This is a genomic window from Adlercreutzia sp. ZJ141 (assembly GCF_011038965.1).
Classification (GTDB): Bacteria; Actinomycetota; Coriobacteriia; order Coriobacteriales; family Eggerthellaceae; genus ZJ141.
Map to the genome: position 1 here is coordinate 1 of NZ_JAAKEB010000017.1, position 25,436 is coordinate 25,436.

Sequence of the window (25,436 nt, forward strand, 5' to 3'; positions counted from 1 at the left end):
TGCGATCTGGACCATCGCAGGCCCATCATAGGACAGGAAAGCCTTTTTCTGATTCTCATGTCAGCGGTACGGTTTAACCGTCTACCGCACCACAGGCATAGCCTGTGGGTTTCTCACATGGCGCTAAACGCACTCCTGGGGGATACGCTTACCCCCGCATACAATCTCGCGAAAATTACAACGCCCATAATGAGACAACGCAGCTGCCGATGCAGTGACACATCAGCATACTCTTCGGGTGTGCTTGGCAACCCTTCTCAGTGAAGATGCGATGGCCTATTCCTCTGTGTGAACGCGAAATCATCAGAAAGGCCCAGCAGAAAGTCTGACGAGCAATGGAGCGTCTTTGATAAGGCTACGACGTCGTTGGCGCTTGGTACGTAGCGCGCTGTCTCCCAGTTGGAAATGGTCTGACCAGAAACGCCGATTTCCCGGCCGAGCTCAGCCTGATTGAGCTGCGCTGCCTTGCGAGCAAATGCAATACGCGACCCGATGAGCCGTCTTTCATCCATGTCAACCCTTTCCAACGTGTCTAGAGAAAATCCTACTAGAAAGGAGAAAAAAGCAGCTTACTGCAAAGTGTATTTATAAGATTGTTTATAATCATCCTAAGAAAATACAGAAAGTGAGTTTGAGTATGGCTTCGGAAGGCTTTAAGCGCTGTCGTCAGCGAGCGAACATGTCTCTCCACGAGGCAGCAGAGAAGCTTGAGGTATCACCGTGTGACCTCGCTCGGTTTGAGGAAGGGGAAAAAGAACCTGATGCGCTTGTTGTCAGACAGATGGCGCTCGTATACAGCTGCACCTGCGACGAGCTGCTAGGGATCGAAAGCACACGGCATCAACCGGTCGAGTAGCTGAAGATCCGAATAAGAACGTAAGCATGCCATCGCTACGGAAAAAGGCGATGGTATGCGAAAAGAAAGGAGAATTGTCATGAGAACAAAAACTAGACAGCGTTTGATCGTCGTAAGCCTGTTTTTCGCGGCGTTGGTATCGCTTGCACTTGTTGGTTGTGGGGGCGACGGAAATACCACACCCTCTCAAAGCGATGACAAGACGGGAGACTCAACTCCTAGCAAGGATGCCATAAAAATAGATGACATACTCTGGTCCGTTGACGGCATAATCGAGGATGGCTACAGGCGCGTTGCCATGCAGTACGTTAACAATACCGACTATGTTATAGCCAATGTCCAAATGGAGTTCAGAGTCAAACCCGATGCTTCCGATGAGCAACTTGAGAGCGCATTTGCGAGCATGAAAGACGAGACATGGTGCCCAGACCCTGTTGGAGATGTGAAACAGGATGGTATGTGGTGTGAGTGCCCTATTCCTGTTGAGCCTGGCGGTAGCTCTGCTCCAGGTACATTGGAGGTTGGAATCACCTACATAAACGATATTGCTCAATATGAGTTGATGGATCTTGACATGATTCGAATTCAGTACATTAGCGAAGGGAAAATGTACGAGGAATACTACGATTTCAAATCGGACTCATACAGCTTGTCACAAACCGTTATCGACGTGAATCAATGGTCGGATAGCGAAATGAGCGCTCTAGTTCCGAGATTCAGCTCGGGTTACGTCGTGGACATCAACGACTTTACTGATCAATTTAGCTTTGATGCAATAGGCGTGACGCAGGAGGAATTCGAGGCGTACGTCGAGGAGTGTAAAGGAATGGGATTCACCACCGATCCCACCTTCACTGACTCGACGTATTATGCAGAGGATAGCGAGGGACTGTATGATTTCAGCTTGTTCTACTCTGCTGATCACCAGAAGATGAACCTGATCCTTAATCGCAACAACCAGTAAACCAAGCTCAAACCGCTAATGAAAAAGTAGCTTGGCTATCTGGCATGGATCTACCGATGAGCTGAAGCTCTGTTTTCTTTGACAAGAGAACCTTTGATAACGAGCGTTCCTAATGCTTCAAAACCCGCGCAATTAATTCACGGTGATAAGCAAGCGGATTCTCATAGTATTGAAAATGAGGTAGACCTGCCGCTTGATAAAGAAGCATACTGCGATCGTGCTGGAAATTGTTGACCCAGCTGACTTTGATGGTCAGCTGGGTTGCGTTATGAAGAGATTCGATCAAGCGATAGTTATACGGTAGGTTCGACCGCCGTAAGGCTGTCCGGAGACAAACGACCTTATAGCAGACGTATCGCTAGAGTCGAATATCGATGATGTCTAAAGAACTAGCTAGCAACACTACGACGATGATGGCGATTGCTATGCCAATAACTACAGGTAGAGCCTTCTTCATGAGAACCCCTTTAAGCCCAATTGATTATCGATAGCAATATAATATTGCGGATAGCTATTATTGCAATATGAATAGCTAGTTGTAAGGAGGCGAACTTGGAAGCCAACGACCGAAGGCAAAGAGAATTACCCGATACCGCAACGGAACAGCAGATCTACCTCGAAGAGGCGCATAAGGCCAGGATTGAAGCCGAAACTAAGCGCGATAAACAAATCGAAAGAAGAGCTTCGAGGAAGAGAGTTCGCAGTGCCATAAAAAGATACCCGCAAAAATGAAGCTTGTAATCATCTTGGTTTTTTTGATGGCAGTGCTTTTGTTTCTCGGATTCGCTCTGCCAGCCTTACTGGACGACGACGAGACCCTATACCTCTCTGAAACAACGCTGAAAGAAGCGGTGAACGTAGAAGACCTGACTGTAATCAAATACACGTATAAAGGCATTGCCGAAAAGGAGAGCGAGTTTCTTTGGCTTGAGACAGTGGATTATCGCGTAAAGTATGAAGCTCAGGTTCCCGTGAGCTACGATATGTCAGCCATAGGATTCTCTACAGACGAAGACAATAAAACCGTCACCGCTTATCTTCCAGATGCCGAGATAGGAACTCCCGTGCTCGACGAGACGAAGCTCGGGTATCTCCCAGAGAATCCTGACGCAAACATAGGTGATGTTTTGGCTCTCTGCAAAGAAGATGCCACCAATGAAATCAATCAAAAGGCGGATGCGATACGAAAAGAAGCGCTCAAGAGTCTGCAGAGTACCGTAGAGGCTCTTACAATGCCCCTCTTAAACGAAGAATACCAGCTGGAATTCAAGAGCTTGTCTGAGTATAACGAATCCGAAGGAGGATCAAATGAAGCTGAATAAGGTCATTTGCGTTTTGCTAATCGCTCTTGTCACTTCCTTTAGCTTGTCCTCCTGCGTCGAAGAGAAGAAACCAAATTTTTCCGGATGCAAGAAGGTTGCTGAATTGGCCACTTTAGAATGTACGTTTCATAACGTTGCTGAGATTTTCAATGATGGAACTGATATGCTCTTCGGCATCAACGTTGGCTACAAAAAAGCTTGGTTTGAGTATGACGGCAAGATTACTATCGGTATTGATGCATCGAAGGTGAGTATCGAGGCCCCCGATGCTAACGGGCTCGTGATCATCCATATCCCCAATGCGCAGGTTCTTGGACTTCCGGATGCAGATGAAACGACTTTTTCAGACATATACAGCGAAAAGGGATTACTCACTAAAATCGAAATGGTAGATCAAGAAAAAGCATACGAAGCTGCACAAGCGGAAATGAAACAGTCTGCCGAAAATAACCCAGACCTAATGTGGCAAGCGCGAAGCCATGCTGAAACGATTCTCGAGCAATATGTCATTAAAGTTGGTGAATCGCTTGGCCAAAGCTATAAGGTAGAGTTCGCAGACGCGGTGTAGTACGAGATTCGGTACTCAGTGGTGTCTGCACGCAGAACAAGAAGCTGGTGCGAAGAATGAGAGAAGTAGACAGCGGGAAGCAATCTGAGATCATCAAAGCCGTGGCTGAAATAACGCCCTTTTCAAAAAGATCGGAAATTGACATTAAGTCGAGCCGCATGACCGAGATTCCTCTTGCCCAAATTGCGATGGGAGTCGGGGCAGTGGCAAGTTTATCGGACGCATTCAGGATCGTTACCACAACGGTCGATGCAAGCGTTCTGGGTGCTGGTGGGCCTGGAATCTACAAACTGTCGTTTCCGAATGGCGTGACAGGCGCTCTTGCTCAATTCCGTGACGGATCAGGGTTTCTTGGCAGCATCATGGATAGGGGCGTTGTTGGCCAGGCACGACTCAACCCCATTGACAACTTACCTATGACGACGACGGTGCCTATAGACCCGATGATGATTGCTGTTGCGATTGCTGTTGCGAGCATCGACAAGAAACTCGATAAGATCATAGAGCTTCAGGATAAAATAATCGATTTCTTAGAACGGGATAAAAAAGCAGAACTCGAAGCGAGCCTCCATGCGCTCAACGACATTCGCTATTCGTATCAGCATAACTGGAACGACGAATCTTTCACTCGTGCCAGTCTTGTTCGGATCATGGATGAGAAGAAGTGCGCGAAAAGAAATGTTGTGTTCTATTCTGGTCGCGTGAAGGATCGGGCGGCCAAAAAGGATCTGATTCATTTCGACTTCAGCACGGATTCCAAACTCAAAGAGATGCAAGATGATTTCGATCAGTATCGCTTGGCTCTCTATTTGTACTCATATGCTTCATTTCTAGAGGTCATACTGCTTAGGCAGTTCTCTGAAGGATATATAAGCTCGGTGACCACTGACATCGAAGAGCACGTTCTTCAGTATCGGCTCGTCTATACCGATTGCTACAACTTGCTCGAGGCGTATTCAAAGCGTTCGGTGGAGACCTTCGCAAAGGGTGCCGCTGGTTTTGCCCTCAAAGGGCTGGGAAATGCTGTCAAGAGGATTCCCGTTATCGAAAAAGGTTCTGTCGATGAAGCCCTCTTGTCTGCGGGTGAAGCGGTTTCTAGCGCAAAGGAGTCACATGCTGAAAAGGCCTTGGGGCTTTTTGTGGAGAACAAGAATTGTGGAGCTCAACCATTTGTAGACACAGTGAAAACCATCGGTCGGTTGTGCAACGATCCTATTGAGTTTCTTATAGATGGCGACGAAATGTATCTTCTCGAAGAAACGAACGGCTGATCAAGCTTGGATCAAAAGCGACATTCCGAATGCAGATGATTACTGGGTTGGCTGTAAAGAGACGCTTTCCAATCGGGCGATGAGCTCCTGCTTTGCATGGATGTCGACTTTACAATTAATACTGCGGTGTGGGTGCGAGCAGTGGAATTGGATATACAAAGCTGATCCTCGACAACCGTAAGACTTTGGCCGCGAGCTAGCAACCGCAGCACATAGGGGTTGCGGACGGCGTCTTTGGGCTCCTGGTAGACCACGCCCTCATTGGCGAGCGCCAGGATGTCGGCGCTCCGCGCGTCGTCGCGCGCGTTGAGCGTCCTCTCAAACAGCATGCTGTTCATCGGGCGACGGAGCTCCCGCACGCTCCACCCGGAATTGGCCGCCTCGCGCTCGTAGAAGGAGCGTTTGAGGTCGTCGTCCACACCCAGTAGCTCACAGTAATGCGACCATGTCAATTTAACAGACAGCGTCTGTTGTTTCTGGTGAGTGAGATAGAAGCGACGCATGTACTGGAGGTTCATCACCGAAAAGCCCTTACCGAGTCGATCGGTGAGCAGCTAGGAGAGTCGCCGGAGCGTACCCTCTCCATATTCCGCCCTGCCACATTGGCTAGTCGCCGGGGGTGCGAGGGGTTATTACTCACCACATCCTCCCTACAATTACCGAGAACAAAGCGTGCGAATAATCAGCAGAAGCCAACCGCCTGGCTGGTAACTCACTTTGGTACCAACAGCCACTAAAATGTCCAATCTCCCCTTTGCCACTTCCCAATCGCTAGTGCTTCGAAGCGTAGTCGTGGTCGTATCCAGGAACGTCCATGTGTGATATCTGCCAGAAGTACAGGCTTGCAACGGTGCAATAGGGGGTAAAACGTCGGCGATACTTCTCGAACAATTCCCTACTTACGACCCTATGATGATATACCATGCGGATTCCGCGATGTATACCAACATCGTCGAAGGCGAACACGTTCATCCTGTTCATGCTGAAGATTAGAATCATTTCCGCAGTCCATCTTCCAACGCCCCTTAGCGATGTGAGGGCCTTGATAGCCGCTTCGTCATCCATGCCCTCCAGCTCGCCTATATCGAACTCACCCGATAGGACCGCATTGGCAAAGGACTTGATGTAGCCCGCCTTGCGAAACGTCATACCGCAACCCTGAAGGTCGTCGATGCTCAGGGCGCCAACAGCTTCGGGTGTTATGGGGTCACCAGTTTTTTCTGTAAGACGACCGAGAACGGTTTTGAGCGCCGATGTTGAAATCTGTTGGCCGACGATGCTCTTCACAACCGAGGTGAACACGTCCCCATCCATGGGACGGCGAATGCTGCCAACAGTCTCGATGACACGTGCCAGCTTTTTGTCCTTCGACATCAGATATTCGATTGCTTCGGCGTCGTATTGGAAGAAGCCAGGCTCGTTGCAGCTGTACATCACGTGCCTTTCGCTCGGGTCATCCACCAATTGTGTCATTAGACGTGACCCAATGTCGCCCAATCTCACCCAAAATAGGCAATATCACTACAACAAAATCTAACTACATAGGGGCCGTATCCGCTGGTCATTAGCGAATATAGCCTCTTACAACTGTCAAACTTGAATGAACACTGATTGATTGAACAACAAAGCCACAGCACGTGGCCTTGTTGTTCAGCCTTATAAGTTATTCGTACAGCGCAACGGCGCGCTCGAGCTGGTTTATGATGTCGATTTGCTGGGGACACATGGCCTCGCACTTGCCACATTTGATGCAGGCACTCGCTGTACCCTCGGCTGCTTGCCAGCTGTACAGGTCCTTAACGAAATCGTGATCACCCGTCATAGCCTCGAGGTTCAATAGCTCCATGATCTGGGGGATCTGGACATGCGACGGACAACCCTTCATGCAGTAATTGCATGCGGTGCAGGGAACGCCCGCAAGTGAACGCAACACACCAATCGCTTCGTTCAAAGCCGTCTCTTCAGCAGACGTAAACGGCACGTTTGCCGTGTAGCTCGCGACGTTTTCCCTCATCTGCTCAACCGTAGACATGCCCGAAAGCACGGCCAGCACGTTCGGCAAATTCCAGCAGAATCGGTAGGCCCACTCCGCTTGCGAGGCGCTCGGGTTATAAGCAGTCAGAACATCAGCGGCGGCCTGAGGCAGCTTGCACAGCCGCCCACCACGTGCGGGTTCCATAATGATGACGGGCTTGTCGTGACGCGCGGCCACCTCCATGAGTCGGCGTGCTTCGTTGTGTGGGTCATTCCAATCCAGATAGTTCACCTGCAACTGCACGAAGTCCATTTCCGGATGCGCCGCGAGCAGCTTTTCTAAACATGCAGCGTCGTCATGCATGGAAAAGCCAACAAAACGAATCTTGCCTGCCGCTTTCTGCTCTTGCGCCCATTCCCACATGCCATATTCGTCGAACTTCGCGGTGCGCTTGCCACCAACGTTGTGCAGCAAATAGTAATCAACGTAGTCGGTGCCCATACGTTCGAGAGACACGTCCAGGCAATTCTTCGCCGATTCTGCGTCGGGCATTGCCCACGCGAGGCACTTGGTAGCAAGCGTGAACGATTCGCGCGGATAGCGCGCAACAAGCACTTCTCCGATTGCAGTTTCAGACGCACCGTCATGGTAAACGAACGCAGTGTCGAAATAGGTGTTGCCTGCTTCCATGAAAACGTCCACCATCTGCTTGAACTGCTCAATGTTGATGCTTGTTTGATCGCCTTCGTCAAGCAGCGGTAACCTCATGCAGCCAAAGCCCATCTTTGATTCGGGAATAATCTGATTGCCCATGAACCGCCCTTTCTCGCTTTCTCGTTCAACAGTAGACTATCGTTCACCGTGTCGGAAGTAAAATACTCATGCGGCATACCAACCTATGCTTATGTGATATGAAAAGGGTAACCCATACCTACTACATTGTGTCCGGAAGAGTTGAGTTTTCAACCTTACACGAGCTACACAAGCGAGGTCACCCCATCTAGAAATGCCTTCGTTGCGCGAGATAGGCGCTGCTCGCGCTTCCACACCAGAAACAAGTCGGCTTCAAGACGCGGGACAAGAGGACGAAACGCCAGCCCACTTCCTGCGGTCGCATCCACAATACCTCCTAAGACGATTGCATACCCAAAGCCTTCCCGGGTGAATCGAGAAACATTGTAGGCTAGGTCGTAGGTCGCGACGATATCAAGCTTGTCCCTTTCCGAACCGAACCATGACATGAGATCGCTTCCCATGGCAGCACGGTACGGAAGAAGCAGTGGCCGCCCGACCAAATCCGTGCGATCAATACGCTCTTTGCAGGCGAGATCGTCATCTTCCCTCATCAACACGCCCCAGGTGTCTTTGGCGGGAATGCGCAGAAAGTTGAACTTCCCGCTATCAACGCTCGACACGACAAGAAGACCTAAGTCAGCAGCATTGTTCTCCAATTTTTCCAGAACGAAATCGCCGTCTCCACTGAGCAGGCGATACGTAACGGAAGGATGCACACGATGAATCCGCTCAGCGGCACGCGCGAGAAACGAAACTGCATCTGTCTCGCCGCATGCGATGCGCACCTCGCCCGTAACAGCCTCCGAGCCAGTAGCCATATCACAACGTATGGACTCCACGAGGTCCACCACCTCCTGAGCTCGCTCGCGAAATACGCGCCCGTCTTCGGTAAGCGCGACACGCTTGCCACTACGATCGAACAGCGCAACTCCCAACTCGGTCTCGAGCTCGATCATCTGGCGTGAGAGTGGAGGCTGGGTCATATGGAGCGATTCGGCTGCCTTCGTGATGCTCCCCTCGCGGGCGACAGCTAAGAAGTATTGCATCGTGCGTATATCCATACAGGGCTCCTTGGAATCCGATAGGCTGGAATCCCAACTGCATGTAGTATATCAACTCAGTATGGGAGTTTATATAAAATGCAACATTGATATATGTAAGCCCTCCGACTAATCTGTTCGGAACAACAGTTACACAAAAGGAGGCTAAAACGTGGAGCGTACCGAATACCTGAAGCGCCTTCTAGCAGGTGAGACGGTAGAAGCCGGCAGCGAGATGCATCTCATGATGCACGATATGAGTCAAGACGCTATCCGCATCTGCATGGACATCAACGGCACCTACCATGCACCCGGCGAGCTCGCGGCACTCATGTCGGAGTTAACCGGCAGGCCCGTTCCTGAGGGCTTCGCCCTGTTCCCGCCGTTCAACGCAGACTGCGGCAAGAATATCTTCCTCGGGAAAAACGTGTTTATCAACAGCGGCTGCAAGTTCCAGGACCAGGGCGGCATCTACCTGAGCGACGGCTGCCTCATAGGACACAACGTCGTACTGGCCACACTCAACCACCATCTGGATCCCGCGCAGCGCGGCAGCATGGTACCCAAGTCCATAAGGTTGGGCAGCGACGTTTGGGTAGGGTCGGGAGCCATTATCTTGCCCGGCATCACCATCGGAGACGGCGCGGTCGTTGCTGCAGGCGCGGTAGTCACGAAAGATGTGGCAGCGCGCACCGTCGTTGCAGGTAACCCGGCGCGTGTCATCAAGCGGATCGAATAAGACAAGTGGGAACAAGTTTCCGAAAAACGCAGCAGCGCGAGAACGAACCGCGCGCAAAATCGAACTACTGAGCAACAGAGAGTCTTACCATAGGAGGAACGTATGACAAAGGTAGTGCAAACAGCAGGACGCGACCAGCTGGGGGACTTTGCCCCGAAGTTCGCAGAACTCAACGATGACGTGCTATTTGGGAAGGTGTGGAGCGACGATGCGCTGTCGCTCAAGATGCGTTCGGTCCTTACAATTTCGACACTGGTGGCGAAGGGACTCGTGGATACGTCGTTCGAGTACCACCTTGCCACGGCCAAGCAAAACGGCATAACGGCGTCCGAGCTGGCGGCGATACTTACCCACGTCGCCTTCTATGCCGGTTGGCCGAACGCTTGGGCAGCGTTCCGCGTTGCCGTGAAGGTATACGCCGATGACCCGCAGGGGCTTGAGGAACCCAAGGCTCACGGTGGCGTGTTCGGCCTCGGGGCACCCAACGATGCCTACGCGCAGTACTTCACGGGAAGGTCGTACCTAAACCCCCTAACCGACCCGGCCAACACGCAGTTTATTGCCAACGTCACCTTCGAACCGGGATGCCGCAACCACTGGCACATTCACCATGCCAATGAGGGCGGCGGGCAGATTCTGCTAGTGACCGACGGACGCGGCTGGTACCAGGAGTGGGGAAAGGAAGCCCGTGCACTGCACCCCGGCGACTGCATCACCATACCTGCAAACGTGAAGCACTGGCATGGCGCCGCCAAAGACAGCTGGATGAGCCACGTGGCCTTCGAGGCAAGCGGCACGAACATGAGCAACGAATGGTGCGAGCCCGTAAGCGACGAGGACTACCTCACGCTTTAGCTTGTACGCGCTGGTACGCCGGTACGCGCTGGTACGCGCTCGTGATAATTTGCTGAAATGATCGACGAAACGAAGGAGCTCAGAGTATAATGCCTTCTACTGCGGGCGTCGCCAAGTGGTAAGGCCCAAGCTTCCCAAGCTGTTAGCGAGGTGGGCATCCGCGAAACACGCGAAATGTGCATTCGCTAAATCCCCAGTTCAGAGCATATTATTTTGAAACCTCTGAGCATCTTCGATTTCCTTCTCGATTTCTGCAACCCCGAATTTTCCAGTACGTTTCCAGTATTTTGTGAAACGTGCGGCCCATTCGCACATTTTTCGAATGGGCTGTCTGACCTCCACGATGTGGCTCATGCCACAGAAATGGAGGCGCACCATGACGTGCAAAACAATAGCAGTAGCGAATCAAAAAGGAGGGACGGGAAAGACTGCCACAACGCTCAGTCTTGGCATTGCTTTGTCCAAGCGCGATAAGCGCGTATTGCTGGTGGATACGGATCCTCAAGGCGATCTAACCAAATCGCTCGGCTGGTTCAACCCCGATTCTTTAGAGATCACCGTCGCCAATCATATCCAAGCAGTGATTGACGGCATAGACATGCAAGCTGATGAGGGAATCCTTAGCCACAAAGAAGGCGTCGATCTCATGCCTGCGAACATCGACCTTGCAAGCATGGAGATGAGCATCTTCATGGCGATGTCGCGTGAGCAGATTCTTAACTCCTGGCTTTCTGGCATCAAGAAAAACTACGATTATGTCCTTATTGATTGCGCGCCAACGCTGGGCATCTTGCCCGTGAACGCATTCGTCGCATCGGACAGTGTCCTTGTTCCCGTTTCTGCGGAATTCTTACCAGCATCTGCGATGACCGAACTCCTGAAGACCATCAATAGGGTTAAGCGACAGATCAATCCTGCTCTTGAGGTTGAGGGGATATTGATCACGCTCTTCGACACCAGAAACAACCTTGCTCGTGAGGTGGAACAGACTATTCGCAGCCAATACGGAAAGACCTATCGCGTATTCGATTCCATTATCCCTCGGGCTGTATCAGCTGCAGAAACACCTGCCGCAGGGATAAGCATTTTCGCCTATGACAAACGAGGTAAAGTTGCGTCCGCTTTTACCAGCCTCGCAGATGAGGTGATCTGCAATGGCTAAGAAGAAAGTGAACATAAGCCTTCCGTCGGTAGATGAGCTCTTCACTTCACAGGTTGAGCGAGACTCGAAGGGAAGCAGCGTCATCCAATTGCTACCGTTAGCTTCGATCGTCCCGTTTCCCAAACATCCCTTTGGTGTGCGTGACGATCAAGATATGGAGCAGCTCGTCGAGAGCATCCAAGAGCATGGCATCCTGTCACCCCTAGCCGTACGAACTGCAAACGATGGCGTATTCGAGCTCATAAGCGGCCATAGAAGAAAGCACGCAGCTGAGGTGGTAGGGCTGACCGATGTGCCATGCATCGTTAAAGACCTCACCGATGATGAAGCTGTTATCGCAATGGTGGATTCGAATCTTCAGAGGGAGACCATCCTGCCGAGCGAACGGGCATTCGCTTATTCGATGCGCCTTGAAGCTATGAAGCGACAAGGTTTCCGCAGCGACCTTGCTTGTGCGCAATTTGAGCACAAGTCGCGCGGCAGGAAGTCGAGAGATATCTTGGCTGAAGAGTTGGGTGTTAGCAAGGATATGATCCGACGCTATATTCGCCTTACGAATCTCATTCCGGAATTGCTGACTCTCGTGGATACAGGGCGCATGAAGATGCAGCCAGCGATAGCGATCAGCTATCTCGAAGAAGATGAGCAGCGATGGCTTCTCGAAGCGATTGGCTCTCAAGCCTGCACGCCGTCCCATGCCCAAGCGGTGAAGATGCGCCGCTACTCGGAAGAGGGTACGTTAACAGCGGCCCTTGTCAGTTCGATCATGGAAGAGAAAAAACCCAATCAGATCGAGCAATTCAAGATTCCTAAGAAGAACATCTCGCGCTTCTTCAAAGCGGGCATGAGCAATGAAGAGATGGGTGCGCGCATCATCAAAGCCTTGGAACTGCTTGAAGCAGCTGAGGCAAAACGCGACTGGCTGGCGAAGGAAGAGGTGCATGATGGGTAACATGATGCACCGTGGAAAAGGGTCGTTTACCCACGTCGAAAACACGGTCTTCTTCGATCACAGCTTAAGCCTTAAAGCAAAGGGAATCTACTGTCAGATTCGCTCGCTTGAAAACAACCCCGATTGGGTGTTCACCATCCGTGGCTTCGCAAAGCTTGTTAAAGATGGGGTGGATGCCGTGACAGCTGGGCTCAAGGAGCTAGAGAGCGCTGGGTACATAATCAGAGCGAGAAGGCGAAGCGAGAACGGGCGTTTCCTTAAAGCCGAAGAAGCCACGTGGGTCACGCTCGATGACCCAGCGATGTACGCGAGCGTTGCAGCCGAATTGAAGGAGGAGGGGTATGCGATTCTCTCCGAATTCAAGCGCGACCCTACCAGCAACGTTGAGTTCGATCTGAAGAGCGATATTCCCGCTACGGGAAAAGGTTGCCCTAAGAATGCCCAGGTCAGCACCAGAACGGGAAAATCCGTATCTGGAAATCCCGTATCTGGAAAAACCATATCTGGAAAACAAGACCCAATAAATTACTTATCTGATAAACGTACTAATGAAGATAAACTCCTCTCTTGTCTCCCCGAAACAGAACCAAAGGCAGACCGCAGAGAGGAGAAGGGCGATTTTGCAGCTTTCAGAAAAGGCGAGTTCACAGAGTCTTTCGAGAAGCTATGCGAGATGTCTATCAAGCCGGTCTCCTCGCTCAAGTTCAAACGCGATTGCTTCAAGGCATGGAAGCGAAAGGTCGCAGACGGATACACGCCAGAGCAGATAATCCATGCTTACGATGCCTATGCGAAGGCCTATTGGGTGAGAAACGCTGATGACAAGAAGCTCGCGAAGAACCTCATTCGCTGGCTTGAGGGAGAAGGCGGCCTTGAGACGTTCGCAGACGAGCCCATACCTCCGAACCTTCTTGAACATGACGGCAAGCCACTCACCATGGAGGAGCTGGCCGATGCTGATCCAGATTTCGCACCTCTTTGGAACAAGCTCAGGAGCGCTCGCTGCGTCGTGCTCTCGCTTATGATCGACAACACGGAAGAGCGACCTTCGCAAGAGGAGTTGGATAAGGCGTGCGACGAGGACAGACAATTCCAGCGATGCCTGGCAAGATGCAAGGAACGATACGACAGATACTTGAAGCTTTTCGAGCTATTCAACGGGGAGGGTGTGGATAGTGATTAGTTGACACTTTGGGCTTATATGCGAGCAACCCCGTCCCAGGTTCTCATTATTTGTATGGACTGCTCTTAACTGCTCTTAACTGCTCTTAACCAAGCAGCCTTTCGGATAATTCATAATACTGAGTGGGATCGGTTTTATTTCGTCCTCGCCAAGCCAAAACCTCAATGTCAGCCAAATGCTTACTTGAGAAGCTAATTTATCTGACGTTAACAGCCATCCGGCAAGACGCTTTGCGAGCTTGGTGCGAAAAGGCAGATGATATCTTCGATGCCGAAGACTATAGGAAGGGGCGTCGATACCGACTTTCGCTGATTGGTGGCACCAAAACAGGCATCAAAACCTCTTTATTTCAATTTTTTATAACATTTTGAAATAAAGAGGGTATACTGAGATTCATGTTTCAAAAAGAGGGAGGCAGGCATGGGGCGTTCGGGCGAATATGTGAGCAATTTATATGGCGAGATAGCATACCGTTCTTTTAGGCCGGCGCCGCTTCCTCCAGAACCTCAAATTTCATTGGATGGTGACGACCTCCGGCTTCTTCTTGCCGCTTCTCGTCGTTTGCAAGAGTTAGACACGATGGCTCAGTTCATTCCGAACGCGCAACTTTTCGTATCGCAGTATGTGCGCAAAGAGGCGCTTGTTTCGTCTCAGATCGAAGGTACTCAGTGTACGCTCGACGACCTGCTCGATCCTGAGGTCGAGAGCAACGCCGACTTGGATGTTGATGATGTAGTCTGCTACACGAAAAGCCTCTGGCATGCGATCGATCGTCTCGATGAGATGCCTCTTTGTAACCGTTTGCTCCGCGAGGCTCATGCTCAATTGCTCGGTAGCGGGCGGGGTTCCGAGCGCAATCCGGGTGAGTTTCGCCGCTCGCAGAATTGGATCGGTCCGTCGGGATGCACGCTGAAAGATGCACGTTACATCCCGCCTAATGTCGACGACATGATTGACGCGCTTGCCGACCTGGAGCGCTACATCAACGCTGATCCTGAAATCGATCCGCTTATTCGTGCGGCTCTTATACACTATCAGTTCGAGACGATCCACCCTTTCCTTGACGGCAACGGCAGGATCGGACGCATGCTCATCTTGCTTTACCTCATCGATCAGGGAATGTTGCACAGCCCGGTGCTCTACGTATCCTATTTTCTCAAGCGCAACCAAATTGAGTACTACGACCGCATGGGCGAAGTGCGGCGATCGGGCAACTACGAGCAATGGATTCGCTTCTTCCTAGAGGCCGTGAAGGCGGCCGCTCAAGATGCCCTTGAGTCGGCGCGTGCCCTTGATCATCTGCACCGGAAGAGCTGGGAGATCGTGGCAGCACAGCGTGCGGCAAAATCGCTTTCCAGTGTGCTCGAGTACGTGGAGAAGCGCCCCATCATGAGCATCGGGCGTTGCGCGGAGGAATTATCCTTGAGCTACAACACGGTTGCTTCGGCGGTACGCAAGCTGTGCGACCTTGGGATCTTAAGGGAAACCACTAACGCTTCGCGCAACCGTGTGTTCGCCTACGAGAGTTACCTAGCTGTTCTTCGACGGGGAACCGAGCCGCTCGGTGGTGGCCGATAATGAAGGTATGGCCCCGACCAAAGAGCTCGTCAACGTTGTGACCTATTCGTTGGAGAGGCCGGAAGGCACGGCGTTGCTCTTGACAACGCTCGAAGACAAGGCCGACATCAGCGGACGGCAGCCGATCTGGCTGCCGTCCGCTGCATCGTGGAAACCTGCGCCAGCGACCTTGATGCGGTCTTGGAACATGCCCAGATATAAATAGAGCCAGTCCCAGTAGGACCGGCCCTCGCAAAGCCTCGAAGGCTTTTTTACGTGCGATTATGTTCACACATGCCACCCATCGAGTCAACCGTCTTTCTGTGCTCTTGACGTGCGACAATCCACAGCCTACTCCGAAATTACTCCGAAAATCTTTCCGTAGTAGCGCCGCTATCAGTTCTTAGCTATTATCCAGCGTCCGCGAGTGCCACCCTCGCGGACCAAAACGCCTTCTTTGCGAAGACCCGCTATCACTCTCTCGATATGCCGCTTGCTCATTCCTAGGTTATCTGCGATGCTCTGTGTGCGTATTACGTTTTTTCCGGTGTGGTGTTCCACGGCCCCACTACCGACATCATTACCGACATTACCGACATCATTGCCGACAGGATCAACAGCAAGTGGCAGAAAGATGCTCGACCGCTCGGGATTCACCTGCTCGCTGAGCACCGGTCTCCCAAAACCCGCGTAAGTCCACTTCTTTACCATGTCTGGGACACCGCCCCCAGCACGCTCGCCGATGTTGATGAGCGTGAACATCTTCATCATCGTCTCGTTGCGCGGGTCAGAATTGCCGCCGATGTAGACGTCCTCTATACCAATGCGGAAGCCGCCGGGGTTCGAGAAGCGAAGACCGTCCTCTCTCCAGAGAAAGACTACACCACGACGTTCGTGATAATCCGCGTTCGTAAGGCAGTTCGCAATGGCTTCGCGCAGGGCATCGTGCGCCTCGGTCTCGTCTACGCGCTGACTGTTCTCGTCGAGCTTAAAGGGTACGTTGATGGCCTGCTTCATGTTGTTGAAGACGCGCCGATAGAAATCGAAGACGTTGCCCGACCTCCTTAGTGCGTCCCCGCCCCAGCGGCCTTATGCGCCTGCATGTTCAGCCGCGAATCCATCGAATCAGGTGAATTAGACCTCCGCTGCATCCATCTGTCAGCCCGTTACCGTTAGGCGCTGTCCGTGAGCGCCACATATCTCATACGACCTCCGCCGTGAGCGTCTCCTCCTCTGCGTGCCCCGTCCTGGGAGCCAAGCTGCCCGTGGGCACACGCGGCGGCAAGGGCCGCGAAAAACCTTTCGCTGAATACCCAACGAAAGCGACCGAAAGCTCAGGCCTACGGTTTTCGCTTCCTCCCTTGTCTCCGCGTGCGCCCACGGGCGGCCGCTTCTCCCAAGGAGGCGCATTCGAGGAAGGATGCGCCACGAACACTAGGAGGTCATCATGGGAAACAGAGCCGTCATCACAACGCCCGAGCGCAAGGTCGGGCTCTTCCTGCACTGGAACGGCGGGCGTGACACCGTGGAGCCGCTACTCAAATACTGCGAGCTCCAGGGATACCGCCCTCCGAGCCAAGACGAGTACGGATGGGCGCGCATGTGCCAGGTCATGGGCAACTTCTTCGGGGGTTCTCTATCCCTCGGCATCGGCGAATACACCACCGATCGCCAGATGGACCCCGGCGACAACGGCATCTACGTCATCGAGGGATGGCGGATAGCCGACCACCTGCGAACAGAGTACGACGAGGACTGGAACGCCGTCGGGATGCGCTCGTTCGACCCTTCCGAGGAGCACGACTGGCACGAGTTCGACGACATGCTGCGGGCATTCGACGCTACCATGCCGGAGGGCCTGCGTCTCGGCGAGGTGCTCGATTCGGTTGAGGTACCGGTATCCGAGGTGAGGCTCGGCGACGAGGTGTGGCTCTACGACAACGTCTGCGACAAGTGGAAGTCGTTTTCCGTCGTGGGCTTCGGACAGCCGAGCAGCAACCGCATCGCGGTCGAGATCGAAGCGCCGAACGGCAGGCGCAAGGTCACCTATCCCAACCTGCCCTACGTCGCCCAGTACGGCCATGACGGCGACTTCTCGTGGAACTGCAACAACTACGTCCACGGCGACCTCGTCCGCATCAAGCCGCGAGAGTAGGCATCCGAGACAGAACACCATACTCCCAGCCCGTCGGCCCTGTAGTCGGCGGGCCCTCTTCGCCTCTCTTCTGTTCACGCCAGCGCCCCGATACTTCGCGAGCCGCATGAGAAGGTTGCGACCGTCTCTTGACGCGCCCAAGAGCCTCATCCTGCCTTTAACCGGAAAGCTCGCCGAGAACCGTGCGTACGCACAAGGGCCGCGAAAACTTATCAGGTGCTTTCCAGGAAGTTTAAGCATCAGCCCAAACCAGCTGATTGACCTCCTCTTAAAACTTACTCTTCCAGTCTTCGTATTCCTCTTGTGTTATCTCGCCTGTGATAAGACGGTAACGCACCGCACCCCAGGCCTTGAGCGCGACATCTGTCTTTTGGGCGTTCTTTGCCTTCTGGTCGATCTTGAGACCGCCGTCGCACATGTCGGGAACGAGCCCGAACTCGTCTTCAAGCTGGAGCAAGGCTCCTACTAAATCCCTTGCGCTCTCGATCTTGTGGTCTTCAAGCATCCCACGCGACACGCCGAGAGCTTGTGCGATTTTCTCCAGCTGCTCTTCTCCAGGCGTGCGTATCCCGCTCTCGTAGTGCCGGATCGCTCCCTCGGTCATGCCGACCTTTTCCGCGAGTCCCACGATACTCAGCCCCTGCGCCTTCCGATGTTTCTTGATATTCTCGCCGACAGCCGCCATACGCGCCCGCTTTCTTCAAGTCTTGCTATATCCGTCATTATCGTACAAACCCGTACCACGTGGTTGCAGCAAAAGGCAGCTCGTTCCCGGCGCTCACGGAAATGTCGCAACAGCTGCAAGTCTTTCCTCGGTCTCTGAGAGCACCGCCTCCCACGCCTCCTTGCCTTTGATGATCGCCCCGCCCCGCCTCTCATCCAGGAACTCTTGCACGAAACCCGCCTCATGCGCCGCAAGGCGCGTCCTTCCTGCGCAAAACTCGCACAAGCAGATTTCCCTCGACACGCCTCTCGTGCAGGTTGCGGCCTTGACGGCCTTTGCGAAGAAGCCCGCTTTATTCCTTGCGCCGCAGGCGGAGCCCGTGCACGGCCCCGGATCACAAGGCGGTGGCACAGGGCGACCGCCAAAAGAACAAGGAGGTCATCATGGGAAATCGGGCAGTCATCACAACGCCGAAGAAGGACCTGGCGCTCTACCTGCACTGGAACGGCGGACGCGACACGGTGGAGCCGCTGCTCAAGTACTGCGAGCTTCAAGGGTACCGCCCGCCGAGCCGCGACAGCTACGGATGGGCGCGGATGGCGCAGGTCATGGGCAACTTCTTCGGAGGTGCCTTAAGCGTGGGCATCAACCGATTCGACCGGCTCGGCGACCAGGGCGACAACGGCGTCTACATCATCGACGGCTGGAAGATCGTCGGCCGCATCGAGGAGGAGCTCGATGGCGACTACAACGTCACGGGCTGGCATGAGTTCCCGGAGTCCCGCGAGCAGCACGAGCACGACTTCGACGACATGCTGCGAAGCTTCGATAAGGCCATGCCCCCCAAGCTTCGGCTCGGCTCCTTCCTCGATTCCGTCGAGGTGCCCGTCTCCGACATCCGCGTTGGCGATCTCGTGTTCATGCGCGATTTCGAGTCCGCGTGGAAGGTCTACCCCGTCGTCGGCTTCGGCGAGGGCGTGCACAACGGATCCGACGTGACCGGCGTCCCCTACGTCGCGCGCTACGACCACGACGGCGACTACTCCTGGAACTGCAACAACTACGTGCAGGGAGACGTCGCTTACATTATGCCGCGCAAGTAAGTCTCCATGGGAGCTGCCGGCCCCACGCGGGCTGACAGCTCCTTCCCCGAAAACAACTCCGACAGGCCATCGAAATCGTGTGACCGGATTGCCGAAGGGGCTCACCTGACCCGACCGACGTTCTCCCCCGATACCCTCCTGCGCGCCTCACCCTTTCCTGCCTTATCACACGCACGCTCGCACGGAACCGCTCGGGCTTTGACAAGGGCCGCGATACTTTTCCCATTTCTTTTCATGGAAGAAGCGCCTTCGCAATCCCCCTGAAAACAAATGAAAAAACTAGCGCGGCAGGAACCAACCTTCCATGTGCCGCTTCGCTTTCCCCTTTGCAAAGCGCGCGAACCCGTGCGCCCTCCCGTGTCACAAGGCAAGGCAAAGGGTCGAGCCTAAAACAGCCAGGAGGTCATCATGAAAGAAATCATCAAGAAGTCTAATCAGGCAATAGCAGCGTACCTCAATCGCCGGGGATACGAGATCGTTGAGCAGCCCTGGGAAGCCGACATCGACTCGCGCGTGAGCATCGTGGCGAAAGACAAAGACGCCCTCGTTTTCACAACCGTCACAGCCTGCAAGGACTCCGATTCGTTCCCAGCAGAGCACCTGAACCAAGAGGAGCTCGAAGGCTTCGCCATCAAGTGGCTAAAGGACAACCGCAGCCACGCCGATTGCGCCGTTCGCTTCGACCGCATCGGACTGCTTATCATGAGTCCGGACAGGGCGTTCATCAAGCACCACATCAACGTGATGTCTTGCAGCAATATCCCAGGGGAGGAATAACAGACCTCCTTTCCTCCTCTTGAGGAGTCCCGCAAGCGTCGCCGGGTCGATGGGACTCGGCGGCCTTCGGGGAACAATCGTCGCTCGGAATCACGTGCCAGCACCCAAATTCCAAAACCGTACAATTTTGTACGGTTTTGGTGTACAATGAAAATGTAATACAGACCAGACGGCATCTCATTCCACCATCCGGAGATGCGGCGAAGACGCAAGGAACGAGGCGACTCCATGCTCGCATATGAATCTCAACACTCTCCCTCCAACACGGCGGCTAAGCGCCCAGAACGCAATTCTTGGGATAAGTACCCAACTTGGATGCCATAGGCGCTCAGACGCGAAACCCAGCAAGTAGCCCATGGCGTATTACATTTTCATTCCATCGCCATGGCACTTGTTCCCCGCAGGCGTTCGAACCGTTATGTCGCCGAGCAATTTTGGAGGCTCGGCTCCGGGGAGCGCGGGGAATGCGGGTGATGAGCCTCGAATCTCGCAGGCGAAATCCGAGGCTCATCACCCGGCGGGGGAGTCCCCGCGCCCCTGATTGAGAACATTCGGTGGTTAGGAGAGAAATACCATGGCAGCCAACAACAAGACCCACACCTTGAGCTTTCGCCTCGCGGAGGACGATTACCAAAGACTCGCAAAGCGTTGCCGCGAGGCGCAGCTCTCCCAGTCGAAATACCTTCGCTATCTCATCCGCATACCGATAGTCACCGAAGGCGAGCAGGCCGATGTCGTGCCGTGCATCGTCCTCGACAAAAAGTCGTTGCGCAGGATCTCAAAGGAGCTCACGCGCTGGGGGTATCACTACAACCAGGCCGTGCACGCGATGAACTCCATCAACTACTACATCGCGCACGGAAAGGCCACCTCTGACATCCTTGACGGCAAGGCTGAGAGCATCGAGTGTACGCTTTTGGATGTGAACAACAACGCTCAGCGAATCGTCTACGAGATCGCCGAGCTTCAGGCCAAGCAGCTCGTCGAGGACTGACCATGCCCATCTTGAAGGTCATATCCGGGCATGGCGGAACAGGCGGCATCCGCAACTACCTTGAGAAGGGCGGCCGTGCCCTGGGACGCGATTTCTTGAACCTGCCCTTCGAGGAATGGACGGTCGAGGATCGCGGTGGCAAGGCGCTTGATGTTGAGTGGGACGCCGAGATGGACGCGACAAGAAGGGCATATGGAACAGACGAGCCGTGGAGAGGGATGCGAGCCAGAACCTTCAAGCACTTCGTCATATCGCCCGACCCCGATGACAGCATCGATATGCCAGAGCTTCGCGAGCTTTCGCAAGCCTGGGCGAAGAAGCACTTCGGCAACCACGAGATAGCCATCGTCTACCACGACGACAACGAGGGCCGCATACCGCATGCGCACATCGTCGTGAACAACGTGGACCTCGTGACGGAGCGAAGGCTTCATACCGACCACCCCGAAGACCTCAACCGCGACCTGCAGGACATGGCGCGCAAGCGAGGGCTAACAGGTCTCTCGAACGTGATGCCCAAGCGCGGTGAGCGAGACCATGGCGAGGCGCACCCTCGAAGCCGCCAGGCCGTGTACTTCGGCCGAGCCGAGCGCGAGCTTATGCGCGAGGGCAGCTACTCGTGGGTCGGTGACATCCGCGCGCGGGTGGCCCTTGCCAAGAACACGTCGCGAAGCGAGGCTGACTTCATGGAGGCGCTCGGGCGTCTTGGCATCGAGGTCTCCGACAACTCGCGAAGCGCCAGGCGCGACGATTGGATATTCGCGTTAGCCGACCAGCCGACGAGAAGGGTGTCGGGCGAGAGGCTCGGCTACACCTTCGGAAAGCAGATGCTGAAAAGCCGCTTCGAGCGACAGGTTTCGTACCAGCCTGAGCCAAGGACGGGCAGGGAGATCAGGCACAGGGCTGTTGAGGCGGTTGAGCTCAACGACCTGCAGGACTTAAGCCGCCTTTCGGCTGTGCTCGAAACCTGTGCCAAGTTCGACGTCCGATACCTGGAGGACTTCGACCGCAGGCTTGCGACTCTGGCCCGGCGCGGGCACGAGGGTACCGAAGGGTTCAGGAGGCTCACGGAAGCGCGGGCTTACGTGACGGACAACGGCCTCATGACGAGGCGTGACCGTTGCGACCCAGCCGAGCCCGTGTCCACCCGAAGGCGCGGCAACCAGGGCAACGCACAGCAGCGCCAACGCACCCAGGAAGCGGAGCGTGTGCGCTACAGGGAGAGGGGCGAGAGATGATCGTGAAGATAACCTACGACGACAAGCGCCTCGACGTCTTCGACACGTCCACGTTCACGTCAGCGCTTCCCTTGGGAAAGCAGAACATGCTCACCAACTTCGAGGTGCGATTCGACGACATGGGATTCGACGGACTCTGGCTCACCGCACACAGCTACCGCACAGACGAAACCTTTAAGAAGGATGCCGCCGAAGACGACGTTCCCGTTGCCAGACGTACCAAAGGCTGGCGCTTCTTGCTTGCATCGGCCGCAGAGCTTGAGCATGTCGAACTTGTCGTGGTCGATGGCGAGGCGGTCGTGAAGCGTGTGCTCGGAGAGCTCATCGACCTTCAGAGCTTCGACGAGAAGGCCTACGAGTGCATCGGCTCGTCATCGAAGGGCTTACACGAGCGAATCTGCGAGCTGTACTCGTATCTGCGAAAGCTCACCGACGAGGCCGAGCCCTGCGTCCCTGGAGTGCCGAGGAGCGTTGTGTCGAAGCTCGTGGCGGCGAAGCTTGCGAGTGAAGCGGAAGAAGACGACGAGGAAGAGAAATGGGGTGATCTCGATGAGGTTGGCTGGTAGCTTTGTTCGCTGGCTCATCAAGGCAGTGTTTCGGTTCATGTAGGGAGTGATGGAGATGAAGAGAGTTTTCGATTCGATGAAGAGCAGGAAGGTGCGCGGTGTTTGCATCGGTGTTGCTGTTGTTGTCGTTGTGGTCGTGGCCTTTTTGGCCGCGCTCTCAGCATGCTCAACTGGAACAGCTGCAAGCGATACCGACTCGAACGAGGTTGTAGCGGCAAACCCTGTCGCGCAAGAGACCAACGAGACCGGTGATAAGGGGGTTTCGGCTGTTGATGATGGTGCTCGGGAGGAGACTCCGGATGTTGACGCGAGCGGAGAGAACGCCTCTGTGGCAGCGGCTGAACCGATCGTAGCCGAAGCACAGCCAGCTTCTCAGAGCGCAACCGCACAGGCGAAAGATGTGGCTCTGTCTCCAGGCGAGAACACTTCGGAAAGTGGGGAGTGTCCCACCCCGCCGCAGCCTCAGAGGAAGTGGGTCGAGGATACCGAGAAGGTCTGGGTTGAGGACAAGGCAGCTTGGATCGAACAGGTTCCGATTTACGGTACCAAGGAGGTCTCGATCTGCAACGTGTGCGGCGCTGATGTCACGGGCAACACATCGACGCATGGCAAGGCGCACATGCTCGCCGGAGAAGGCTCCGGGCATCACAGTGAGGTCAAGCAGATCGTCACCGGTTACAACACCGTGAACCATGCAGCAGAAGGCCATTGGGAAACCAAGGTAATCGGCGGCCATTGGGAATAGATCCGAAGAGCCCGAGAAATCGTCGATTATTCGGCAATCGTTGTTTCTGAGTCCACGGTCATAGAGGATAATGTTCCTATACTTCCTCTTTATTTCTGCTTAAGAAAGGTGCTTCCGTGTCAGAAGATGTCTTAGAAGTGCAAGTTGGAGAGAATCCAGGACGTTTTATCCACGTCTTAAGAAACCAGCAGGTAATTATCGACTCTGATCTTGCGTTTCTGTATGAAGTTGAGACGAAGTACCTCAACAGGGTTGCGAATAGACACGCTGACAGATTCCCCGAGGATTTTCGCTTCCAGTTGAAAAAAGAGGAATACGCAAGTTTGAGGTGCCAAATTGTCACCTCAAACGATACCGAGGGCGGACGTGGTGGCAGGCGCTATATACCTTATGCCTACACCGAGCAGGGAATCGCTATGCTTTCCGGGCTGCTAAACAGCCAAAAGGCGATCCAAGTAAGCGTTGGCATCATGAGAGCCTTCGTTGAGATGAGGAAGTTCATCGCGAACAACGCCACCCTTCTTGACCGTATGGCAACGATCGAACACAGGCAACTCGAATACCAGCAGAGCACCGACGAGCGGTTCGACAGGGTCTTCGGCTATCTTGATGCCCATGCTCTGCCGAGCCAGAAGGTCTTTTTCAAGGGTGAAGTGCTCGATGCTTTCATGCTGCTCACCGACTTGGTTAAAACTGCAGAGAAGAGCGTAACTGTGGTCGATGGTTACGTTGACGAGAAGACGCTGAACATACTTTCGAAGAAGAGGGATGGCGTTGAGTGCCGACTGGTAACTTATCCGTCTGCGATCCTCGCCGCGTCGGATGTGAACGTATTCGAATCCCAATACGGGACGTTGCAAGTTTGTAGGACCAGCGACTTTCATGACAGGTTTCTGATCATCGACGACGAGACCGTCTATCATGTCGGTGCTTCTCTCAAGGATGCCGGAAAAAAGACTTTTGCTCTTGCACTTCTTAATGACGATGAAATAAAAGGAACTCTTTTGAGTAAGCTTGAAGAGGAGTTCTGATCTGGTGTAGCGCATCGAAAGCGTAAATCCCCTGCGTATTACGTTTTTTCCGGTGTGGTGTTCCATGGTTCGTCGGTGCGCCGTTCCACGGCGCGTCGGTGCGCGCTTGCGCGCAAAATCGGTGCGGGCGAGCCGCATGACCACACCCACACCTGTGATTCCGTTATCTTGGCTTGCAGTTAGCCAATATTGCTCATACGCTTGCGCATTGATTCGTCGCCCTCGATATGGATGACATAGGAGTTGTGAACAATGCGATCTACTATCGCCTCGGCGATGGCATCACCTCCAAGCTTCTTTGCCCAGCCGCCTGCTCCAAACTGGGAGCATAGCATTATGGATCCCCGCATGTTGCGCGCCTCGACGATCTCGAGCACCTCGCGGGCCTCGCCTTCCTTGAGAGGCTCCAACATCCAATCATCGATTATCAATAAATCACACTTCACGTATTTCTTTTTCACCTTGATCCATTCTTCGTCCTTTTTGACGCAAAGATCGTCAAGCATCTCGGGCAAGCGTACATATCGCACGCTGTAAAATGCATTGCATGCAGCAACGCCAAGGGCACACCCGACCCAAGTTTTTCCAGCACCGGTCGCTCCTGTCACCACGACGTTGCGGGCATCCCGCACCCAGCCGCACCCCGCCAGTTCAACGATGCGGTCGCGGTCGAGCTTGCGGTCGGGGTCGTAGCGGATGTTTGCGACGTTGGCGTCAGGCGCGGAGAACGCAGCCTGCCGCAGAAGACGCATGCGTCTGTTGACGCGACGCGCATCCCACTCGGCATCGACGATCATCGCAAGGCGCTCGTCGAAGTCCATCTCCGTTGTGCCCGGCGCATCCCCGAGGTCGCGGTAGGTCCTTGCCATCGTTGTCATCCTCATCTCGAACAGCTTGTCTATCGTCGATTGCATCGCCACCATG

At 54.0% G+C, this 25,436-nt stretch carries 28 protein-coding genes; 20 read left to right on the plus strand and 8 right to left on the minus strand.

Annotation, left to right across the window (positions count from 1 at the left end; genetic code table 11):
- Nucleotides 1-257 precede the first annotated feature (257 nt).
- The gene (locus tag G7Y44_RS08235; protein WP_165248985.1) at nt 258-512 is read right to left on the minus strand and encodes a helix-turn-helix transcriptional regulator; all 255 of its coding nucleotides are present in this window, start codon (nt 510-512) and stop codon (nt 258-260) included.
- 125 nt (nt 513-637) lie between these two features.
- Between G7Y44_RS08235 and G7Y44_RS08240 the strand changes: the two genes are divergently transcribed.
- The 6 genes from G7Y44_RS08240 to G7Y44_RS08265 all read left to right on the plus strand — a co-directional run bounded on the left by G7Y44_RS08240 (nt 638) and on the right by G7Y44_RS08265 (nt 4,981).
- Complete coding sequence (locus G7Y44_RS08240; protein ID WP_165248986.1) at nt 638-856, plus strand: helix-turn-helix domain-containing protein; 219 nt, start codon at nt 638-640, stop codon at nt 854-856.
- Nucleotides 857-935: 79 nt separating this feature from the next.
- Nucleotides 936-1,820 (plus strand): DUF6591 domain-containing protein, encoded by an 885-nt coding sequence (locus G7Y44_RS08245; RefSeq protein WP_165248987.1) that lies wholly within the window; start codon nt 936-938, stop codon nt 1,818-1,820.
- 552 nt (nt 1,821-2,372) lie between these two features.
- On the plus strand, nt 2,373-2,552 hold the full coding sequence (locus G7Y44_RS08250) for a hypothetical protein (protein ID WP_165248988.1): 180 nt from the start codon (nt 2,373-2,375) through the stop codon (nt 2,550-2,552).
- Nucleotides 2,549-3,142 (plus strand): DUF4230 domain-containing protein, encoded by a 594-nt coding sequence (locus G7Y44_RS08255; RefSeq protein ID WP_165248990.1) that lies wholly within the window; start codon nt 2,549-2,551, stop codon nt 3,140-3,142. The genes G7Y44_RS08250 and G7Y44_RS08255 overlap by 4 nt, the downstream gene beginning before the upstream one ends.
- The gene (locus G7Y44_RS08260; protein WP_165248992.1) at nt 3,129-3,710 is read left to right on the plus strand and encodes a DUF4230 domain-containing protein; all 582 of its coding nucleotides are present in this window, start codon (nt 3,129-3,131) and stop codon (nt 3,708-3,710) included. The genes G7Y44_RS08255 and G7Y44_RS08260 overlap by 14 nt, the downstream gene beginning before the upstream one ends.
- 56 nt (nt 3,711-3,766) lie before the next feature.
- Nucleotides 3,767-4,981, plus strand: coding sequence for a hypothetical protein (locus tag G7Y44_RS08265; protein ID WP_165248994.1), 1,215 nt, complete (start codon nt 3,767-3,769; stop codon nt 4,979-4,981).
- Nucleotides 4,982-4,992: 11 nt separating this feature from the next.
- Here G7Y44_RS08265 and G7Y44_RS08270 read toward each other — a convergent pair whose 3' ends face one another.
- The 4 genes from G7Y44_RS08270 to G7Y44_RS08285 all read right to left on the minus strand — a co-directional run bounded on the left by G7Y44_RS08270 (nt 4,993) and on the right by G7Y44_RS08285 (nt 8,812).
- The gene (locus G7Y44_RS08270; protein ID WP_256367740.1) at nt 4,993-5,535 is read right to left on the minus strand and encodes a DUF1016 N-terminal domain-containing protein; all 543 of its coding nucleotides are present in this window, start codon (nt 5,533-5,535) and stop codon (nt 4,993-4,995) included.
- A gap of 217 nt (nt 5,536-5,752) precedes the next feature.
- Nucleotides 5,753-6,415: a DNA-3-methyladenine glycosylase family protein gene (locus tag G7Y44_RS08275; protein WP_165248998.1), complete on the minus strand. Its 663-nt coding sequence runs from the start codon at nt 6,413-6,415 to the stop codon at nt 5,753-5,755.
- Between the two features lie 229 nt (nt 6,416-6,644).
- On the minus strand, nt 6,645-7,769 hold the full coding sequence (locus G7Y44_RS08280; RefSeq protein WP_165249000.1) for an aldo/keto reductase: 1,125 nt from the start codon (nt 7,767-7,769) through the stop codon (nt 6,645-6,647).
- Between the two features lie 164 nt (nt 7,770-7,933).
- The gene (locus G7Y44_RS08285) at nt 7,934-8,812 is read right to left on the minus strand and encodes a LysR family transcriptional regulator (RefSeq protein WP_165042903.1); all 879 of its coding nucleotides are present in this window, start codon (nt 8,810-8,812) and stop codon (nt 7,934-7,936) included.
- A 151-nt stretch (nt 8,813-8,963) separates the two neighbouring features.
- Here G7Y44_RS08285 and G7Y44_RS10515 point away from each other — a divergent pair, with 151 nt between their 5' ends.
- From G7Y44_RS10515 to G7Y44_RS08315, 6 genes are all read left to right on the plus strand, one after another.
- Complete coding sequence (locus G7Y44_RS10515) at nt 8,964-9,530, plus strand: DapH/DapD/GlmU-related protein (RefSeq protein ID WP_165249002.1); 567 nt, start codon at nt 8,964-8,966, stop codon at nt 9,528-9,530.
- Between the two features lie 102 nt (nt 9,531-9,632).
- On the plus strand, nt 9,633-10,385 hold the full coding sequence (locus G7Y44_RS08295) for a carboxymuconolactone decarboxylase family protein (RefSeq protein ID WP_165249004.1): 753 nt from the start codon (nt 9,633-9,635) through the stop codon (nt 10,383-10,385).
- 376 nt (nt 10,386-10,761) lie between these two features.
- Nucleotides 10,762-11,547: a ParA family protein gene (locus tag G7Y44_RS08300; RefSeq protein ID WP_165249006.1), complete on the plus strand. Its 786-nt coding sequence runs from the start codon at nt 10,762-10,764 to the stop codon at nt 11,545-11,547.
- A complete protein-coding gene (locus G7Y44_RS08305; protein WP_165249008.1) occupies nt 11,540-12,499 on the plus strand; it encodes a ParB/RepB/Spo0J family partition protein in 960 nt (319 codons plus the stop codon). Before G7Y44_RS08300 ends, G7Y44_RS08305 begins: the two co-directional genes overlap by 8 nt.
- On the plus strand, nt 12,489-13,682 hold the full coding sequence (locus tag G7Y44_RS08310) for a helix-turn-helix domain-containing protein (protein WP_165249010.1): 1,194 nt from the start codon (nt 12,489-12,491) through the stop codon (nt 13,680-13,682). The genes G7Y44_RS08305 and G7Y44_RS08310 overlap by 11 nt, the downstream gene beginning before the upstream one ends.
- Nucleotides 13,683-14,102: 420 nt before the next feature.
- Nucleotides 14,103-15,260 carry a Fic family protein gene (locus G7Y44_RS08315; protein ID WP_165249012.1) on the plus strand — a complete coding sequence of 386 codons (1,158 nt, stop codon included), beginning with the start codon at nt 14,103-14,105 and terminating at the stop codon, nt 15,258-15,260.
- Nucleotides 15,261-15,635: 375 nt separating this feature from the next.
- Here the strand turns inward: G7Y44_RS08315 and G7Y44_RS08320 are convergent, their stop codons facing one another.
- A complete protein-coding gene (locus G7Y44_RS08320; RefSeq protein ID WP_165249014.1) occupies nt 15,636-16,256 on the minus strand; it encodes an ATP-binding protein in 621 nt (206 codons plus the stop codon).
- A 430-nt stretch (nt 16,257-16,686) separates the two neighbouring features.
- Here G7Y44_RS08320 and G7Y44_RS08325 point away from each other — a divergent pair, with 430 nt between their 5' ends.
- Complete coding sequence (locus G7Y44_RS08325) at nt 16,687-17,394, plus strand: hypothetical protein (RefSeq protein ID WP_165047545.1); 708 nt, start codon at nt 16,687-16,689, stop codon at nt 17,392-17,394.
- A gap of 268 nt (nt 17,395-17,662) precedes the next feature.
- Here the strand turns inward: G7Y44_RS08325 and G7Y44_RS08330 are convergent, their stop codons facing one another.
- On the minus strand, nt 17,663-18,079 hold the full coding sequence (locus tag G7Y44_RS08330; protein WP_165249016.1) for a helix-turn-helix domain-containing protein: 417 nt from the start codon (nt 18,077-18,079) through the stop codon (nt 17,663-17,665).
- A 422-nt stretch (nt 18,080-18,501) separates the two neighbouring features.
- On the opposite strand from G7Y44_RS08330, the gene G7Y44_RS08335 reads away from it, so the two are divergent.
- From G7Y44_RS08335 to G7Y44_RS08365, 7 genes are all read left to right on the plus strand, one after another.
- Nucleotides 18,502-19,161: a hypothetical protein gene (locus G7Y44_RS08335; RefSeq protein WP_165249018.1), complete on the plus strand. Its 660-nt coding sequence runs from the start codon at nt 18,502-18,504 to the stop codon at nt 19,159-19,161.
- A gap of 408 nt (nt 19,162-19,569) precedes the next feature.
- A complete protein-coding gene (locus G7Y44_RS08340) occupies nt 19,570-19,938 on the plus strand; it encodes a YraN family protein (protein WP_165249020.1) in 369 nt (122 codons plus the stop codon).
- Between the two features lie 574 nt (nt 19,939-20,512).
- The gene (locus G7Y44_RS08345; RefSeq protein ID WP_165249022.1) at nt 20,513-20,932 is read left to right on the plus strand and encodes a plasmid mobilization protein; all 420 of its coding nucleotides are present in this window, start codon (nt 20,513-20,515) and stop codon (nt 20,930-20,932) included.
- Between the two features lie 2 nt (nt 20,933-20,934).
- The gene (locus G7Y44_RS08350; RefSeq protein ID WP_165249024.1) at nt 20,935-22,170 is read left to right on the plus strand and encodes a relaxase/mobilization nuclease domain-containing protein; all 1,236 of its coding nucleotides are present in this window, start codon (nt 20,935-20,937) and stop codon (nt 22,168-22,170) included.
- Nucleotides 22,167-22,736 (plus strand): hypothetical protein, encoded by a 570-nt coding sequence (locus tag G7Y44_RS08355; protein WP_165249026.1) that lies wholly within the window; start codon nt 22,167-22,169, stop codon nt 22,734-22,736. The genes G7Y44_RS08350 and G7Y44_RS08355 overlap by 4 nt, the downstream gene beginning before the upstream one ends.
- 76 nt (nt 22,737-22,812) lie before the next feature.
- Nucleotides 22,813-23,481 (plus strand): hypothetical protein, encoded by a 669-nt coding sequence (locus tag G7Y44_RS08360; protein WP_165249028.1) that lies wholly within the window; start codon nt 22,813-22,815, stop codon nt 23,479-23,481.
- A 116-nt stretch (nt 23,482-23,597) separates the two neighbouring features.
- A complete protein-coding gene (locus tag G7Y44_RS08365; protein WP_206214442.1) occupies nt 23,598-24,512 on the plus strand; it encodes an ORF6N domain-containing protein in 915 nt (304 codons plus the stop codon).
- 179 nt (nt 24,513-24,691) lie between these two features.
- On the opposite strand, the gene G7Y44_RS08370 is transcribed toward G7Y44_RS08365, so the two are convergent.
- Nucleotides 24,692-25,435, minus strand: a complete 744-nt coding sequence (locus tag G7Y44_RS08370; protein WP_165249030.1) for an ATP-binding protein — start codon at nt 25,433-25,435, stop codon at nt 24,692-24,694.
- Between the last annotated feature and the right edge of the window lies 1 nt (nt 25,436).